The sequence below is a fragment of the Burkholderia humptydooensis genome (assembly GCF_001513745.1).
Lineage (GTDB): Bacteria > Pseudomonadota > Gammaproteobacteria > Burkholderiales > Burkholderiaceae > Burkholderia > Burkholderia humptydooensis.
In genome coordinates, this window is the sequence record NZ_CP013380.1 from 1649562 (window position 1) to 1666877 (window position 17316).

Annotated in this window: 12 protein-coding genes; 8 read left to right on the plus strand and 4 right to left on the minus strand. The window is 63.2% G+C overall.

The window, feature by feature from the left end; all coding sequences use genetic code 11:
• Positions 1 to 125: 125 nt before the first annotated feature.
• The 6 genes from guaA to AQ610_RS07605 all read left to right on the plus strand — a co-directional run bounded on the left by guaA (position 126) and on the right by AQ610_RS07605 (position 11295).
• The gene (gene guaA, locus AQ610_RS07580; RefSeq protein WP_006026092.1) at positions 126 to 1745 is read left to right on the plus strand and encodes a glutamine-hydrolyzing GMP synthase; all 1620 of its coding nucleotides are present in this window, start codon (positions 126 to 128) and stop codon (positions 1743 to 1745) included.
• A 168-nt stretch (positions 1746 to 1913) separates the two neighbouring features.
• Entirely contained in the window at positions 1914 to 4439 is a 2526-nt protein-coding gene (locus AQ610_RS07585) for a DEAD/DEAH box helicase (protein WP_006026093.1), read from the plus strand.
• Between the two features lie 140 nt (positions 4440 to 4579).
• On the plus strand, positions 4580 to 6034 hold the full coding sequence (locus AQ610_RS07590; protein ID WP_009912819.1) for a DUF3375 domain-containing protein: 1455 nt from the start codon (positions 4580 to 4582) through the stop codon (positions 6032 to 6034).
• Positions 6035 to 6036: 2 nt separating this feature from the next.
• A complete protein-coding gene (locus AQ610_RS07595; RefSeq protein ID WP_006026095.1) occupies positions 6037 to 6681 on the plus strand; it encodes a DUF4194 domain-containing protein in 645 nt (214 codons plus the stop codon).
• Positions 6668 to 10051 carry an ATP-binding protein gene (locus AQ610_RS07600; protein WP_006026096.1) on the plus strand — a complete coding sequence of 1128 codons (3384 nt, stop codon included), beginning with the start codon at positions 6668 to 6670 and terminating at the stop codon, positions 10049 to 10051. Before AQ610_RS07595 ends, AQ610_RS07600 begins: the two co-directional genes overlap by 14 nt.
• Positions 10048 to 11295, plus strand: coding sequence for a Wadjet anti-phage system protein JetD domain-containing protein (locus tag AQ610_RS07605; protein ID WP_009912816.1), 1248 nt, complete (start codon positions 10048 to 10050; stop codon positions 11293 to 11295). The genes AQ610_RS07600 and AQ610_RS07605 overlap by 4 nt, the downstream gene beginning before the upstream one ends.
• Before the next feature lie 166 nt (positions 11296 to 11461).
• Here AQ610_RS07605 and AQ610_RS07610 read toward each other — a convergent pair whose 3' ends face one another.
• Positions 11462 to 12037 carry a TetR/AcrR family transcriptional regulator gene (locus tag AQ610_RS07610; RefSeq protein ID WP_043282425.1) on the minus strand — a complete coding sequence of 192 codons (576 nt, stop codon included), beginning with the start codon at positions 12035 to 12037 and terminating at the stop codon, positions 11462 to 11464.
• A 147-nt stretch (positions 12038 to 12184) separates the two neighbouring features.
• Between AQ610_RS07610 and AQ610_RS07615 the strand changes: the two genes are divergently transcribed.
• Entirely contained in the window at positions 12185 to 12883 is a 699-nt protein-coding gene (locus tag AQ610_RS07615) for a glutathione S-transferase (protein ID WP_006026099.1), read from the plus strand.
• Between the two features lie 239 nt (positions 12884 to 13122).
• Here the strand turns inward: AQ610_RS07615 and AQ610_RS07620 are convergent, their stop codons facing one another.
• From AQ610_RS07620 to AQ610_RS07630, 3 genes are all read right to left on the minus strand, one after another.
• Positions 13123 to 13671: a tautomerase family protein gene (locus AQ610_RS07620; RefSeq protein WP_006026101.1), complete on the minus strand. Its 549-nt coding sequence runs from the start codon at positions 13669 to 13671 to the stop codon at positions 13123 to 13125.
• A 155-nt stretch (positions 13672 to 13826) separates the two neighbouring features.
• Positions 13827 to 14819: a GlxA family transcriptional regulator gene (locus tag AQ610_RS07625; protein WP_006026102.1), complete on the minus strand. Its 993-nt coding sequence runs from the start codon at positions 14817 to 14819 to the stop codon at positions 13827 to 13829.
• A gap of 51 nt (positions 14820 to 14870) precedes the next feature.
• Complete coding sequence (locus AQ610_RS07630) at positions 14871 to 16145, minus strand: MFS transporter (RefSeq protein WP_231748956.1); 1275 nt, start codon at positions 16143 to 16145, stop codon at positions 14871 to 14873.
• A gap of 260 nt (positions 16146 to 16405) precedes the next feature.
• Here AQ610_RS07630 and AQ610_RS07635 point away from each other — a divergent pair, with 260 nt between their 5' ends.
• Positions 16406 to 16912, plus strand: a complete 507-nt coding sequence (locus AQ610_RS07635; protein WP_009912812.1) for a DUF1993 domain-containing protein — start codon at positions 16406 to 16408, stop codon at positions 16910 to 16912.
• The last annotated feature ends 404 nt before the right edge of the window (positions 16913 to 17316 follow it).

The window sequence follows — 17316 nt, forward strand, 5'->3', positions numbered from 1 at the left end:
GGCCCGGCTTTCCCGACTGTCAGGCCACCGCGCTTCGCGGCGGCGCGATCGCCCGGATACGTGTTCGATGCAGCGCCTCGTGCGCTGCTTTTGTTATTCCATTGTTCTTTTCTCCGTCCGCTGCCATGCACGACAAAATCCTGATTCTCGACTTCGGTTCGCAAGTCACCCAACTGATCGCGCGGCGCGTCCGCGAAGCGCACGTCTACTGCGAGATCCATCCGAACGACGTCTCCGACGACTTCGTCCGCGAATTCGCACCGAAGGGCGTGATTCTGTCCGGCAGCCACGCGAGCACCTATGAGGACCATCAACTGCGCGCGCCGCAGGCGGTGTGGGATCTCGGCGTGCCCGTGCTCGGCATTTGCTACGGAATGCAGACGATGGCCGTGCAACTGGGCGGCAAGGTCGAGTGGAGCGATCATCGCGAGTTCGGCTATGCGGAAGTGCGCGCGCACGGCCACACGCGCCTGCTCGACGGCATCCAGGACTTCGCGACGCCGGAAGGCCATGGAATGCTGAAGGTGTGGATGAGCCACGGCGACAAGGTCGCCGAGATGCCGCCGGGCTTCGCGCTGATGGCGTCGACGCCGAACTGCCCGATCGCCGGCATGGCCGACGAGGCGCGCGGTTACTACGCGGTGCAGTTCCACCCGGAAGTCACGCACACGGTGCAGGGCCGCAAGCTGCTCGAGCGCTTCGTGCTCGACATCGCGGGCGCTGCGCCCGACTGGATCATGCGCGACCACATCGAAGAGGCGGTCTCGCGAATTCGCGAGCAGGTCGGCGACGAGGAAGTGATCCTCGGTCTGTCGGGCGGCGTGGATTCGAGCGTCGCGGCGGCGCTGATCCACCGTGCGATCGGCGATCAGTTGACTTGCGTGTTCGTCGACCATGGCCTGCTGCGCCTGAACGAAGGCAAGATGGTGCTCGACATGTTCGAGGGCCGGCTGCATGCGAAGGTCGTCCACGTCGACGCGTCCGAGCAATTCCTCGGCCATCTCGCGGGCGTCACCGATCCGGAGCGCAAGCGCAAGATCATCGGCCGCGAGTTCGTCGAAGTGTTCCAGGCCGAGGCGAAGAAGCTGACGAACGCGAAGTGGCTTGCGCAAGGGACGATCTATCCGGACGTGATCGAATCGGGCGGCGCGAAGACGAAAAAGGCGACGACGATCAAGAGCCATCACAACGTCGGCGGCCTGCCGGAAACGCTCGGCCTGAAGCTGCTCGAGCCGCTGCGCGATCTGTTCAAGGACGAAGTGCGTGAACTCGGCGTTGCGCTTGGCCTGCCGGAAGAGATGGTGTATCGCCATCCGTTCCCGGGCCCGGGCCTCGGCGTGCGAATCCTCGGCGAAGTGAAGCGCGACTACGCGGACCTGCTGCGCCGCGCGGACGCGATCTTCATCGAAGAGCTCCGCGGGACGTTGGCGACCGAGCAGGATGCGGCGGCGGGTCTTTGCGAGCCCTCGCAGGTCGGCAGGAGCTGGTACGACCTGACGAGCCAGGCGTTCGCGGTGTTCCTGCCGGTGAAGTCGGTCGGCGTGATGGGCGACGGCCGCACGTACGACTACGTGGCCGCGCTGCGCGCCGTGCAGACGACCGACTTCATGACCGCGCACTGGGCGCATCTGCCGTATGCGCTGCTCGGCCGCGCGTCGAACCGGATCATCAACGAAGTGCGCGGCATCAACCGGGTCGTGTATGACGTGTCGGGCAAGCCGCCGGCGACGATCGAGTGGGAGTGAGGATTTTAAAAGTTCCCTTTTGAATCAATGTGTTGAGGTGGTTGATAAATTACGGGCGCTCGATTCTAAATTGCCGGATGACGGTATTTCGACCCGGGCGGTACAGCAGACGCTTGGCTTGTCGGCTTGCGGGTATCGCAGGGAATCAGGATTGCCGCAGGGTTCGGAATGAAGCGTCAAGACCGGTGTCTATCAACCCATGAACACCCGGAAGTTATGAAAAGCAAGCGCATTGTTGCCAAGCCGGCTAAAGCCCTGAAGCTTTCTCGTACTCACGCCCCGGATCACATGCCCCCCGCTGACTGGCAGCGCGCCTTGCGTCGCCAGTTCGGGCGCGAGCAGGTTTTCAGCCTGGAGAATCTCGGAACGGAGCCGTTTTTCTCGGAGTTTCGTGTCGGTAATCCAGAGTCGAAATCCAGTTATCGTGTGGCAATCCGCGGGACACGGCCCGGCGACAACTTCTGTGCCTGTCCTGACTATGCGACCAACGAATTGGGTACCTGCAAGCATATCGAATTCACACTGTCCAGACTGGTAAGAAAACGCGGTGCCAAGGCGGTGTTTGCCCGCGGCTACGAGCCGGCGTTCTCGGAACTGTATCTGCGCAACGATGGCGGGCGAACGATCCGTTTTCGCGCCGGCACAGATTGTCCGCCGAGGGTGGTGAAGGCTGCCGCGATGTTGTTCGACGTGTCTGATGGGTGGCGGTTACCGGAAGCTCGTTTCGACGATCTGGGTCGGTTTCTCGCCGACGCGGCGAAGACAGGTCACGAATTGCGCGCCTACGACGACGCGCTCGATTTCGTCGCAGGCCGCAACGATGCGTCGCGTCGCGCCACGGCGCTGACTGCCGCGTTCCCGCGTGGGGCGGCCGACCCGCTGCTGAAGAGGCTGCTCAAGGTGCCGCTTTACCCCTATCAGGCCGAAGGCGCGTTGTTTGCCGTGCGCGCCGGGCGGGCCCTGATCTGCGACGAAATGGGCTTGGGCAAGACGGTTCAGGCGATTGCGGCAGCGGAGATTCTGACGCGGCATTTCGGTGTGTCGAAGGTACTCGTGGTCTGCCCGACTTCGCTCAAGTATCAGTGGCAGAGCGAGATTCTTCGCTTTTCCGGCCGGGCGTCGCGTGTAGTCGCAGGCAGTCTCGTCGAGAGGCAGAACGAATACGCCGAGGAAGACTTTTGCAAGATCACCAACTACGAGAAGCTGAAATCCGACCTTGACATGATCTCCGCATGGGAACCGGAGCTTGTGATCGTGGACGAAGCACAGCGCATCAAGAACTGGAACACCATCGCGGCGAAAGCGCTCAAGCGTATCGGCAGTCCCTATGCCGTGGTGCTGACGGGCACGCCACTGGAAAATAAGGTTGAAGAGCTCATTTCCATCGTCCAGTTCGTCGATCAGCATCGCCTCGGACCTACCTGGAAGCTGCTGCACGAGCATCAGGTCAAGGACGAAGCCGGACGTGTGACCGGTTACACCAAGCTTGAAAAGATCAACCGGACCCTGGCGCCGATCATGATACGCCGGCGCAAGTCCGAGGTGTTGCGTCAGTTGCCGAACCGTACCGATCAGAACCTGCTGGTGCCGATGACCGAAATGCAGATGACCCATCATGCGGAGAATGCGGATGTCGTGGCCAAAATTGTCCAGCGCTGGCGCAAAACGAAGTTTCTGTCGGACCAGGACCAGCGACGGCTCACCTGCGCCTTGCAAAACATGCGCATGTCCTGCAACAGCACCTATCTTCTGGATCAGGAAACCGACCACGGTGTAAAGGCTGACGAGTTGGCGACGCTGTTCGAATCTCTCTTCGCCCAGCCGGAAGCGAAAGCGGTGGTGTTCAGCCAATGGACGCGCACTCATGAGATCGTCATTCGCCGGCTGAAGAAACTCGGCATCGGTTATGTCAGCTTCCACGGCGGCGTGCCATCGGCGAGGCGGCCAGCTTTGTTGGAGCGTTTCCGGGACGATCCGGACTGCCGCGTTTTCCTGTCGACGGACGCGGGCAGCACGGGGCTCAACCTGCAACACGCTTCGACGCTCGTCAACATGGATCTGCCATGGAACCCGGCGGTGCTTGAACAGCGCATTGCGCGTATACATCGCATGGGGCAGCGCAAGCCTGTACGAATCATCAACTACGTTGCCAAGGGAACGATCGAGGAGGGCATGCTGTCGGTGCTGGCTTTCAAGCGCTCCCTGTCAGCGGGTATCCTCGACGGCGGCACGGGCGAAATTTCGCTCGGTGGCTCACGTCTGAACCGCTTCATGAAGGATGTGGAAAACGTCACGGGCCGCATGGGCGAGGGCGAGGCAATGGCCGTGGTGGAAGATGCCGTGAATGCTGCCGCTGCATCCGGCGAATTGCAGGAAGACGCGACAACTGCGGAAGCACACGCCTGCGGTGCCTGGACCCGACCCAAAGCCATCGCTGCCGAAACGGTGCCACAAGACGCTCGCCCTGATCCCTGGTCGGGGCTGTTGCAGTTCGGCGTGGAACTGGCATCCGCACTGAGCGCGTCGAACGATGGGGATGCTGCCCACCCATGGGTCGAACGAGACCCTGCCACAGGCGTACGCAGCCTTAAGTTGCCCCTGCCACCGCCGGATACGGCAAGGCGGCTTGCAGATGCCCTGTCGGAAATTTCACACGCTTTGCTGCGCAACGGTGTCGAAGACGGAAGCCGCTGAGGATGAGAGACGACGGGTTTCCTCTTGCGCCAGGCATGCAGAAGTGGGCGTGCAATGCGCATATCGTTACAATCGTCGAGTCAACATGAGCGCGCGGCCGGATCATGTCAAACGATACGATCCGGCCCGAGACCAGAGCCTTGCCCCTCGACTACTCAACCCTCGACACCCTTCGCACGCACCATCCAGCATGGCGGCTCTTACGTTCCGACCATGCCCCGCTGGTGGCGAGCTTCCTGCATCGCGTTTTCGTGGTTCCGAACGTGCGCGTGATGTCCGCCGCTGACCTCGCCGAAGTGCTCGAAGACGAACTTTACGCATTGCGTGATCGACTGGGCACGGACGCCTATCCAAAACGCGCGCTCGACTACCTCAACGACTGGGCAAGCCCGGAAAAAGGCTGGCTGCGCAAGTTTTACCGCCAAGGCTCGGACGAACCCCACTTCGACCTTACGCCAGCGACGGAAAAAGCGATCGTATGGCTGGACGCGCTAACGGAACGCAGCTTCGTCGGCACGGAATCGCGCCTGTTGACGTTGTTCGAGTTGCTGCGGCAGATGAGCGAAGGCAGCGAATCCGATCCGCAAAAGCGCATGGTCGAATTATATAGGCGTCGAGACGAGATCGATGCCGAGATCGCGCGAGTGAATTCCGGGGACCTTCCACTATTGGACGACACGGCCCTCAAAGATCGCTTCCAGCAATTCATGCAGTTGGCGCGCGACCTGCTGACCGATTTTCGCGAGGTGGAGCAGAACTTCCGCATGCTCGACCGTCGCGTGCGCGAGCGCATTGCGCTATGGGAGGGTTCGAAGGGCGCGCTACTGGAGGAGATCATGGGCGAGCGCGACGCGATCGGTGACTCGGACCAGGGCAAAAGTTTCCGCGCATTCTGGGATTTCCTGATGTCCAGCACTCGCCAGGAAGAGCTTACCGAACGACTCACGCGAGTGCTCGCATTGCCCGTGGTAGCCAACCTGAAGCCCGACGCCCGGACCGCTCGTGTGCATTACGACTGGCTGGAAGCGGGCGAACACACGCAGCGCACGGTCGCGCAGTTGTCGCAGCAACTGCGCCGGTTCCTCGATGACCAGGCATGGCTGGAGAACCGCCGCATCATGGACATTCTGCGCGGCATCGAGGCCAGGGCGCTGGCGGTACGCGACACGCCACCGGTCGGCGAGATAATGAATCTTGCCGAGTCGTCATCCGACGTCGAGCTTCCGATGGAACGTCCGCTGCATACGCCCGTGCAGAAGCCGGTTATCACGGATGTCGCGCTGGAAATGGGCGACGTCGATCTGGACGATACGGCGCTGTATTCGCAAGTGGTGGTTGACCGTGCGCAGCTCGCGGGTCATATCCGCCAGGCCTTGCAGGATCGGTCGCAAGTGACGCTGCGCGAGCTGATCGAATCGTACCCGCTGCAGCAGGGGCTTGCAGAACTGGTCGCGTATCTGCAACTGGGCAGCGCCGCGTTCAAGACGGTCGTGGACGAAGACACGCACGAAGTCATCGCGTGGCAAACAACCGGTCGCGACGAGACGCCGAAGGCACGACGCGCCCGGCTGCCACGCGTGATCTTCGTGAGGTGAAGATGGAAGACGAACGACAAGAGGTGGCGGGGAACGCCGATCTGTCGACACTGGCGATCACGCTGCTCAAAGGCGTGATCTATCGTGAGGGTGATGAACGTCTGTGGGGCGCGTTGCTCGACCTGCAGGCGCGTGTGCGGGACTACGTGTCGGTACTGGGCCTGGAACTGGTGCTGGACGAGGCCGAAGGCTACGCGTTTCTGCGCAGTCGTCCCGAGCCGGCTGAAGACGGCGCGGCGCCAAAGCTGCCGCGTTTGATTGCACGCCGGCCGGTCTCGTTTCCGGTCAGCCTGCTGCTGGCATTGCTGCGCAAGAAGCTTGCCGAATTCGATGCCGGCGGCGGCGATACGCGCCTGGTGCTGTCGCGCGACGACATCGTCGAGCTCGTCAGGGTCTTCCTTCCGGACAGCAGCAATGAAGCGAAGCTGATCGATCAGATCGAAACACACATCAACAAGATCGTTGAGCTGGGCTTCCTGCGCCGGTTGAAGGTTGCGAGCGGCTCGGCCGCCAGTTTCGAAGTGCGGCGCATCCTGAAGGCGTTCGTCGACGCGCAATGGCTGTCGGACTTCGACACCCGCCTCGCCGCGTACCAGGCGCAACTGACGGGCACGACGGCAGGGCCGGGAGGTGATGTCGATGAATGAGCCGAACGAGGCGATTCCACAACTGCTGGAGCTGGATTTTCTCGCCGACGACACGCTCTCAGGCTTTCGCCTGACCCGCCTGGAAGTTTTCAACTGGGGCACATTCGACGGGCGCGTATGGACGCTGCAGTTGGACGGCAAGAACGGTCTGCTGACGGGCGACATCGGTTCGGGCAAGTCGACGCTGGTCGACGCGATTACGACGCTAATGGTTCCCTCCCAGCGTATCGCCTACAACAAGGCGGCAGGCGCGGACAGCAAGGAACGGACGCTGCGCTCGTACGTACTCGGGCATTACAAGTCCGAGCGCAACGAGGTGACCGGTGCAGCCAGGCCGGTTTCCCTGCGGGACCGCAACAGCTACTCGGTGATCCTCGGCGTGTTCCACAACGCTGGGTATGACCAGACGATCTCGCTGGCGCAGGTCTTCTGGATGAAAGAGGCGCAGAGCCAACCCGAGCGTTTTTATGTGGGTACCGAGCGGAATTTGTCGATAGCGACGGACTTTGTCCACTTCGGCTCCGATATCGCGCAATTGCGCAAAAAGCTGCGCGGCCTGGGTGCGCAAATCGAAGACACCTTTCCCAAATATGGCGCGTGGTTTCGCCGGCGCTTCGGCATCGACAATGAGCAGGCGCTCGAGCTGTTCCATCAGACGGTGTCGATGAAGTCGGTCGGTAACCTGACCGACTTCGTGCGTAGCCACATGCTCGAGCCGTTCGACGTCGCGCCTCGTATTGCCGCGCTGATCTCGCACTTCGACGATCTGAATCGCGCGCACGAAGCAGTGCTCAAGGCGAAGCGCCAGGTGGAGCTGCTCAAGCCCCTGGTGGTGGACTGCGACCAGCACGGCGCGCTGGCGGTGGAACTGGAGGCTTCGCGCGTATGCCGTGATGCGCTGAAGCCATACTTCGCCGAATTGAAGCTGGGCCTGCTGGATCGACGGTTGCAGTTGCTTGCGGAAGATCATGCACGCCTTTCTACGCAGAGGGAGCGGCGCATCGAGCAGTGCGACCAGGATCGAACGCAGGCCGATCGCCTGAAGCGTGCGATTGCCGAGCAGGGCGGTGACCGGCTGGAGCAGCTTGCTGTCGCGATTCGCGACGAGGAGCGCGAGCGCAATCGACGCCAGCAGCGCGCCGAACGTCACGCGCAATTGCTTGCTGCGATCGGTGAGGCCGCTGTTGCCAACGAGCCTGATTTCATCGCGCAGCGGCAGCAGGTGACCGATCTGCGCGAGAGCGTGAGTCAGCGGGAAGCCGATCTGCAGAACCAGATCACCGAGTGGGGCGTGTCGCTGCGCGAGGGCAAGCGCGAACATGACGTGCTTGGCGACGAAGTCGCGAGCCTGAAGGCGCGGCGCAGCAATATTCCCAAGGAGCAGGTCGCCATGCGTGCGGCGTTGTGCGCGGCACTCGGTTTCGACGAAGACAGCATGCCGTTCGCCGGCGAACTGATCCAGGTGCGTGAAGAGGCGCGCGAATGGGAAGGCGTGATCGAGCGGGTGCTGCATAACTTTGGCCTCTCGCTTCTCGTGCCCGATGCGCACTATTCCGATGTCGCCGCCTGGGTGGATCGCACGCATCTCGCGGGACGGCTCGTCTATTTCCGCGTGCGAGCCGCGCGCGACCAGGACATCGCCGAGCTGCATCGCGATTCGCTGGTGCGTAACGTCGCGATCAAACCGGATTCGCCGTTTTACGGCTGGCTTGAGCGGGCGCTGGCACAGCGCTTCGATTACGCGTGCTGCGCGACGCAGGAGCAGTTTCGTCGCGAGTCTCGTGCGCTGACTCGCACAGGTCAGGTCAAGGCGCCCGGCGAACGCCACGAGAAAGACGACCGCCATCGTCTCGAAGACCGCAGCCGTTACGTCCTCGGCTGGAGTAACGACGCCAAGATCGCCGCGCTGGAAGGGCAACTGCGTGCGCTCGAGATGCGCCTTGGCGGCATCGCTAGCCAGATCGCCGAAGCGCAGGGCGATCAGACGACGCTGCGGCGGCAACTGGAGGTGTTGGCGGCGCTCAATGAGTTCAACGATTTCCGTGAACTGGATTGGCAGAGCTGCTCGGCCACGATCGCTCGCCTGCGGGATGAGAAAGCGCGTCTGGAGGCGGCCTGCAATGCGTTGCTGGAACTGGCCGCGCAGCTCGAGTCGGTGCAGGCGGCGCTGAAGGAGAGCGAGAGGGCATTGTCGGATGTCAACCGGGAGTTAGGCGGGATCGACGCGAGACGCGAAGCGGCCGAAGCATTGCGGGAGCAAACCGCGGCATGGCTGGCCGGGATCGCCCCCGATACCCGCGAGCGGCTAGACGTGCTGCGCGCGCAGATTCTGGGCGAGCATCAGCTTTCGGTCGAGTCATGCGACAACCGTGAACGCGAGCTGCGTGACGCGTTGCAGGCACATATGGACGCCGAGGCCAAGCGCCTGGATCGCCTCACCGAGCGCATCATCAAGAGCATGTCGACGTTCAAGGAAACATACAAGCTCGATACGGCCGACTTCGACGCCAGCCTCGAAGCCACGTTCGAGTATCGCGAGCTGCTGGCTCGCCTGAATACCGACGATCTTCCGCGCTTCGAGGCTCGCTTCAAGGAGCTATTGAACATCAACACGATCAACGAGATTGCCAACTTCAACGGGCAACTCGCGCGGGAACGCGAAACGATCAAGGAGCGCATCGCCCGCATCAATGAATCGCTGGCTCAAATCGACTACGACCCAGGTCGTTATATCGTGCTGGAGTCTCAGGCGAGCCCCGACGCAGACATCCGCGATTTCCAGGCGGAGCTGCGAGCTTGCACGGAAGGGACGCTGACCGGTTCGGACGACACGCAGTATTCCGAAGCCAAATTTCTGCAGGTCAAGGCGATTATCGACCGGTTTCGCGGCCGCGAAGGCCTGTCGGATCAGGACCGCCGATGGACGGCGAAGGTCACCGACGTGCGCAACTGGTTCCTGTTTGCCGCTAGCGAGCGCTGGCGCGAAGATGATACGGAGTACGAGCACTATTCGGATTCGGGCGGTAAGTCGGGCGGGCAGAAGGAAAAGCTGGCCTACACGATTCTCGCGGCCAGCCTCGCGTATCAATTTGGTCTGGAATGGGGCGCGGTACGGTCACGCTCGTTCCGCTTCGTGGTCATCGACGAAGCGTTCGGACGCGGCTCGGACGAATCCGCGCAATACGGACTCAAGTTGTTCAGGCAGCTCAATCTGCAACTGCTGATCGTTACGCCGCTGCAGAAGATCCATATCATCGAGCCGTTTGTTTCCAGCGTCGGTTTCGTGCACAACGATGAGGGGCGTGCTTCGAAGCTGCGCAATCTGACGATCGAGGAGCATCTCGCGCGCAAGGCGGAGGGCTCGACGTGAGCTGGACAACCGCCGGTGACCTGAAAGCGCAGGTGCGCCGCTTGTGGGAGCGAGGTGAGCTGTTGCGCAGCATGGTTAGCGACGACGCCGACGCGGTGCCGAATACCGTGCTTGCCGCTCGCGGCGAACTGAAGGCTGGCCTGCGCTCCGGCTGCGCGTTTCCGCTGCGACTCGTCCTGAAGGGACCGGCTTCGGCCGAACTCACCGAACGTTTCCAGGCTGTGCGTGAATGGATTGCTGAGCTTGTCACTGTCGCGCAGATCCGGATCGAATGGCGCGAGTTCAATCATCGCGTCCTTGGTGTTCAGCGAGTGCCGCAGGCAGTCTGGATTGATGATCTTGACAGTGCGCTGGCGATGATCGGCAAGCGTGGCGATGCGGCACACTTCGGCCGCTTGCTCACCCTCGTGGGCTCGCGGCAGCCGGCGCTGCTGGTATGGTTTCGCCGGCGTCCGCTGCAGGCGCTTGAGCTGGCTGACGAATGTGAACGTTTACTGGCAGTGGTCGGTTGGATCGTACGGCATCCACGTCCCGGCATTTACCTGAGACAAGTGGACATTGCCGATGTACACAGCAAGTTCATCGAAAAGTGGCGCGGTGTGTTGTCGGAATGGCTCGATCTCGTACTTCCCTTGGAGGCCGTCGCGGTAGAAAGAAACGGCGGTGCGCATTTCGCGGCCCGCTACGGCTTCCTCGAAAAGCCTGACCGTATCCGGTTTCGCGTGCTCGACGCGCAATTGCCCATGTTGCCCGGTCCTGCGCTTCCCGATATCACAGTCGATGCAGACAGCTTTGCCGCGCTGGCCGTGCCGATCCGCCGGGTTTTCATCACTGAGAACGAGACGAACTTCCTCGCGTTCCCGCCTCTAGCCGATGCGATCGTTGTCTTCGGTGCAGGCTATGGATGGGACGCGCTGTCGAAAGCGGCATGGCTTTCCCGCTGCAGCATCCACTACTGGGGAGATATCGACACGCATGGCTTCGCCATCCTCGACCAGTTGCGCAGCCGCTTTGACCACGTCAAGTCTTTCCTGATGGACCGGGCGACGCTGATCGCCCACGAAGCTCAATGGGGCAAGGAACATGATCAGGTGCTCCGCGACTTGCCGCGGCTCGACGATGGGGAGCAAGCGCTGTTCAACGACCTGCGCGATAACCGGATTCGTAAAAATTTGCGGCTCGAGCAAGAGCGTATCGGCTTTCAGTGGGTTGAAACCGCGCTCGCCACGACTGCAAGACAGTGAAGACGGTATTCGGGGGCAGTTCGAGAGGAGGCTCACTTGATACTGTCGGAGGTGTCAACGATCGTATTGACATGCCACGTTGTGGCGATGCTGCAGAAAAAGCGGCATCGATCGTCCGAGGCGGTCGGTCGAAGGCCGTCAAGTGCCGGCAGGAATCCTTGAAGCGCTATGCCGGCAACAGACCGGCAGCGCGGTAGCCCTCGATCAATGCGTCATAGACGGAGATGTCCGACCGGCTCCGCGCGATGAGCTGGGCGCCGGCGACCGCCGCGAAGATGGCGCGAGCCCGCTGTTCACTCTGCTCCGGCCTGACCGCGTTCGCGGCCGACAAGACCTTGCTGAGCCACGCGACATGCACGTCGGCAAAGGTCCGAACCTCTTTCATTACCTCGTCGGGCAGGCCGTCGCTTTCGGCCGCCATGAAACTGCACAGGCAGATGCGATTGCCGTCCACGAGCGCCTTGCGAAACGTCTCGGGGTACCGGCGCAGGCAGCGCGCCGGATCTGCGGATTCCGCCAGCATCGCGTCCAGAACTGCCGCCGAGTTCTCCCAATATCGCCGCGCCACCGCCGCACCGAGGTCGGCCTTGTTCGTGAAATGATGGTAGATGCTCGCGGCCCTGATGCCGACGTCCTCCGCAAGATCCCGAAAATTCAGTCCGCTGTAGCCGCGGGCCTGCTCCATCTTCGTGGCCGCCGCCAGGATTCGCTCCCTGGAGCTTGAATTCGCTTCGTTCCTCACTGCTACGGCCCCCGCTTCGAAGGATCGGTTCTTGACAACAGGGATTATAACCTTCTATGTTTACCCTAACGATCGTTAGGTAGAATGTGCGGTAAGTGACGATCCTTGTGCCATCTGTTCCAGTACAAACCGTGGAGAGGAAACGCAATGACTTTCGCTGCGACGAGTTTTGACCCGACCCGACTGCCGATGATGAAGATTTATGACTTTCCCCGAGGGCCTTATCCGACACGCGTGCGCATCGCCCTGGCAGAAAAGAACCTGCAATCCCGCGTGCAGTTCGTGATGGTGGATCTGCGTAAAGGGGAGCACAAAAAGCCCGAATTCATCGCGAGCAAGAACTACTCGGGCACGCTGCCGGTGCTCGAACTCGACGACGGGACGTGCATTGCCGAGTGCACGGCCATCACCGAGTACCTCGACGGGCTTGACGGCGCGCCCACGCTTACCGGCAGGACGCCGCGTGAAAAGGGCGTGATCCACATGATGAGCAAGCGCGCCGAACTGGAACTGCTCGACGCCGTCAGCGTCTATTTCCATCACGGGACGCCGGGGCTCGGGCCTGAGGTCGAGCTGTATCAGAACCCCGAATGGGGGTTCCGTCAGCGTGACAAGGCCTTGAGAGGCATGCACTACTTCGACGCCGTTCTGAAGAGCCAGCCATATGTCGCGGGAGAGGCTTTTTCGATGGCCGACATCACCGCGATCGGCGGTTTGCTCTTCGCGTCGATGGTCGAATTGCCGGTGCCTGCGGAGTGCCGGGCCCTTCTAGGCTGGTACGCGAGAATGCTGGAACGCCCCAGCGTAAAGAACCAGCCGGCGTTTGCTGCACTGGCATCCGATTGAACGCGATCTCTGCAAATGCGTGCTTTCGTCCTTTGAAGTCAGCCTTGGCGCGCGGTGTCGTGAGGATCCTGTTCATCCGTCATGCAACCTTCGGGACCGCGCCGATCGGTCACGGCGACGGTTGCTGGCAGGCCCTTCATCTCGAAGGCAATCCCGAGGCGCGTCGTCGATACCGGGAATTCCGGCGGCGCGGGACTCGTGTTGCCACGGCCGCGCGGCAACACGCGACGTCGCTGCCGCTAGCCGGCGTCGCGCGTCGGCCCGGCCGGATGCTCGTTCAGTACCCGTAGCATCGTCTCGACGAGGACTGCCGCATCCGAGCGGCGCTTCACCGCGAGGCGCGCTTCGCCGAGCGCCCTGAATGCCGCGCCGCCGAAGTATTCCATGATGTCGGGGAGGCGGCGCACGCTGCCGCGGCTGCCCCAGCAGCCGTCGTCGACCTCGGTCGGAAAGATCCACACGCGTGCCCCGATCTCGTCCGCTGACGTGCCTTCCGCACGCGCGACGGCCGCAGTGACTTCCTTGACGAGGCCGGCTCGCGCGGCATCCGTGTACTGGCCTTCCGGCACCGACGGCACGATCCGATAGATCGGTGCGCCGGCGGGCGCACCCGCCCGATAGACCGCCGCGGGCCGATGCACGAATACCCACGTGACGTCACGCACGCGTGGATCGTCCGGATCGAGCTGCTCGTGACGGATCAGAATATCGGTCAGCTCGCGCATCAACTGCGCCTCTGCTTGCGGCGCGAGCGCGCGCTCCGGTATGAATGCATCGATCATCGGCATCGTATGTATCCTCGAATGGTGTTTGGGCGAGTCGCGCCGAGTGCGGCGCGACAGGGTTCCACTTTAGGAGCGCATACGCTGCAACGACAGTGTCTGAACTGCCATTCGACAAGGGCATTTCAGACACACCCATCGACGAAGCGGATCACCGGCGATCACCGCGCGAACCGGCGTCGATATTCGCCGGGCGATATGCCCGTCACGCGCTTGAACAACTGCCGGAAGCCGCTGACGTCGGTATATCCGACGCGCTCGCAGACCGCATCGATACCCAGCTTCTTCTGTTCGAGCAGCCGCTTCGCGACTTCGATTCTGAGCGTTTGTAGATACTTGAGCGGCGGCGTGCCGACGGCTTGCTTGAAACGCCGGTTGACCGTCCGCTCGCTGAGCGCAAGATGGCGGCTCAAGCGGGGCAGATCGAACGGCTCGCGCAGATGTCGCTCCATCCAGCGCTGCGCCCGTGCGACCACGGGATCGTCGTGCTCCAGGCCGTCGGCGCGGTGCAGGTCGATGAACGAATCCTGCGACACGCGATTCAAGTCGATCAGCATGATCTTTGCCGTCGCCGCGGCAAGCTTCGGCGTCCCGAGCTTGTCGACCACACGTAGCGCGAGATTCTGATACGACGTGACCGCGCCGCCGCAGAGAATGCCGTCCTGTTCGGTCAGCACGTCAGCCGCGCGCAACTCGACCTCCGGGTACCGCATGCGGAAGCTCGCCGCTTTCGACCAATGCGTGGTGGCTACGCGAGCGTCGAGCAGGCCCGCTTCGGCGAGCAGGAACGCGCCCGTGCAATACGTCGCGAGCAGCGTGCCGCGCGCGTGCTGCCGCCGCAGCGCGTCGACGAGCGGCGCTAGCCGCGCGGGGCGGCTCAGGATGCGATCGATGTCGGATACGAACGGTCCGGTCAGCCAGACCGCATCGGCGACGCTTCTGCCGTCGATTCGACCGTCCACCTGAATGATCTGGCCCGACGCGGCGCGGACCGGCTTGCCGTCGATCGACTCGACGCGCCACGTGAACGGGCGCGCGTGCCGCTCGCCATCGGCTTGCGTGGCGAGGCGATTGGCGGCCGTCAGGATGTCGATCGGCGCGGCGACGCCCGATGCGAGGCAATGCTCGACGGCCCAAATCCGGATGAGTGGCATGGTTGGCAGAATCGTCCCTGTACAGGGACGATCCTACCATCGCGATATTCGCTACCGGGGTTGCCCGTTTGCGGTATTTCCCGACGCGGATTCGCACGGCGTCAACCTCGCCGTGGCCGCCCAGAACACGAGCGCCGCCGCGCTGACAGCCGCGCCCAGCATGCAGACGCCGCGCCATCCGGCGCTCGCGTAGACGGCCGTCGACGCGAGCGCGCCAAGCCCGCTGCCAACCGAGTAGAACAGCATGTAGACGGCGACGAGCCGGCTGTGCGCGTCGGGCCGCGCGCGGAAGATCATGCTCTGATTCGTCACGTGAATCGCCTGCCCGCCGACGTCGAGCAGCACGATGCCGAGCACGAGCGCCCACAGCGATGCCGGCATGAACGCGAGCGGCAGCCATGCTGCGAGCAGCAGTGTGAGCGCCGCGGCGCTCGTCGGCTGTCCGAAGCCGCGATCGGCCCAATGTCCGGCGCGCGCGGCGGCGAGTGCGCCCAATGCGCCGACGAGCCCGAACGCACCGATCGCGGTGTGCGAAAACGAGTAGGGCGGCGCGCTCAGCGGCAGCACGAGTGCATTCCAGAAGACGTTGAACGCGGCGAACATCAGCATGGCGATCGTGCCGCGAATCTGCAATACGCGCTCGTCGCGCAGCAGGACGAACAGCGACGCGATCAGCCGCGGATAGCCGATGCGCGGCGACGCCGGCGCGAGGACGGGCAGCTTGCGCGAGAGCAGCGCCGCGAGCACGAGCATCGTCGCCGCCGACACGAAGTAGACGCCGCGCCATCCCGCGATGTCGCTGACGGCGCCCGCCAGCACGCGCGCGAGCAGCAGCCCGATGACGACGCCGCCTTGCGCGGCGCCGACCACGCGTCCGCGCTCGTGCGAGGCTGCGGCGCTCGCCGCGTACGAAACGAGCCCCTGAGTCATCGCCGTGCCGAGCAGCCCTGCGCCGAGCATGCCGGCAAGCAGCACGGCGGTCGTCGTCGCGAAGCCGACAACGATCAACGTCGCCGCGAGCGCGAGCGATTGCACGAGCATCAGCCGCCGCCGGTCGACGAGATCGCCGAGCGGCACGAGCAAGAGCAGCGCGAGCGCGCAGCCGATCTGCGTGGCGGTCATGACGCCGCCGATCGCCGCGCGCCCGATTGCGAAATCAGCGGCAAGCGCATCGAGAAGCGGCTGCGCATAGTAGACGTTGGCGACGCTCAGGCCGCTCGCACAGGCGAACAGCGCGACCGTGCCGCGCGGCAACGCTGCCGATGCCGTGGACGAACCGGTCGTGTGAATCGAAGGGGCGGCGGGCGCCGCTTGTGGAGCTGGCATGACGACATCTCTCTTTGTGGTTGCAAATTGAAACCAAAAGAAGAATAAATGCGCCGGTTTTAAATTGCAACTCGTTGGGCGAGCCTCGATGCCGCGATCCGGCCGGATGTGCGATGAAAAGCCGAGTGCGGGGAAGCCTCGTTTCGCGCCGAGCATCGTCGGCGGCGAGCGTGGCCGTCCGATCCGGTCTATGCTACGGAGCCGGCGTCAACCGTAGCCGGCCATCCCGCAGACGATCCAGGAACCCGTCAGGAGAACCCATGGCACTTTCGATGTACGACGTCTCCATTCCCGTGCTCATTCGCGGCTTGAACAACCTGTTGGCCGTGCTCGACAAGGGCGACGCATACGCACGCGCGCAGGGCGTCGATCCGGCCGAGCTCGTTCGCGCGCGGCTTCGCGACGACATGCATGCGCTCGACGCGCAGGTCCAGCGGGCGAGCGACACCGCGAAGGGATGCGGCGCGCGGCTCGCGGGCATCGCGGTGCCGTCGTTCGCCGATACGGAGACGACGTTCGCCGAGCTGCGTGCGCGCATCGGCAAGACGATCGATTTCCTGAAGACGATCCAGCCCGCGCAACTCGACGGCAGCGAGACGCGCACGATCGAGTTGCCGTTGCGCGATGGCGTGATGACGTTCGACGGCAAGTCGTATCTGCTTGGCTTTGCGTTGCCGAATTTCTATTTCCATACGACGACCGCGTACGACATCCTGCGGCACAAGGGCGTGCCGCTTGCCAAGATGGACTTTCTCGGCGGGCGCTGACGTGAATGGGGCTCGCGCCGCCGTTGCCGGCGGCGTCCGCGAGCGTGCCACGTTCGGACGACAACGACCAACGCGGCAGTCGACGTGGCCGGCCGACACAAAGACGGGCGGAGCGACGCGGATTTTCGACGAGTGCATATGCGGGAAGGGGGAACTTGACGGATCGGCCCATGCGGCGCGAGTCGATGAGCCGGCAGCCGGAATCCGGCGAAGGAGGCGGCGCGAGAACAATCGCAGGCCTGCGCGGCGCGGCGCCGTATGCCGGGATGGCGCGACAGGGCGACGGGGAGATAGCGCGGAGCGCCGTCGACCGACGCCATTGATCGCGATTCCGCCGCGCGCGGCCGACGTCTGCCGACGGGTTCCGCTTGCGTCTCGCGTCACGCGGAGAGGCTTTCCGCTAC

Bases quoted from the DNA above. Each gene is read 5' to 3' on its own strand.
- guaA (WP_006026092.1), top strand. From the start codon at position 126: ATGCACGACAAAATCCTGATTCTCGACTTCGGTTCGCAAGTCACCCAA.
- AQ610_RS07585 (WP_006026093.1), top strand. From the start codon at position 1,914: ATGAAGCGTCAAGACCGGTGTCTATCAACCCATGAACACCCGGAAGTT.
- AQ610_RS07595 (WP_006026095.1), top strand. From the start codon at position 6,037: ATGGAAGACGAACGACAAGAGGTGGCGGGGAACGCCGATCTGTCGACA.
- AQ610_RS07600 (WP_006026096.1), top strand. From the start codon at position 6,668: ATGTCGATGAATGAGCCGAACGAGGCGATTCCACAACTGCTGGAGCTG.
- AQ610_RS07615 (WP_006026099.1), top strand. From the start codon at position 12,185: ATGACTTTCGCTGCGACGAGTTTTGACCCGACCCGACTGCCGATGATG.
- AQ610_RS07620 (WP_006026101.1), bottom strand. From the start codon at position 13,671: ATGCCGATGATCGATGCATTCATACCGGAGCGCGCGCTCGCGCCGCAA.
- AQ610_RS07625 (WP_006026102.1), bottom strand. From the start codon at position 14,819: ATGCCACTCATCCGGATTTGGGCCGTCGAGCATTGCCTCGCATCGGGC.
- AQ610_RS07630 (WP_231748956.1), bottom strand. From the start codon at position 16,145: ATGCCAGCTCCACAAGCGGCGCCCGCCGCCCCTTCGATTCACACGACC.
- AQ610_RS07635 (WP_009912812.1), top strand. From the start codon at position 16,406: ATGGCACTTTCGATGTACGACGTCTCCATTCCCGTGCTCATTCGCGGC.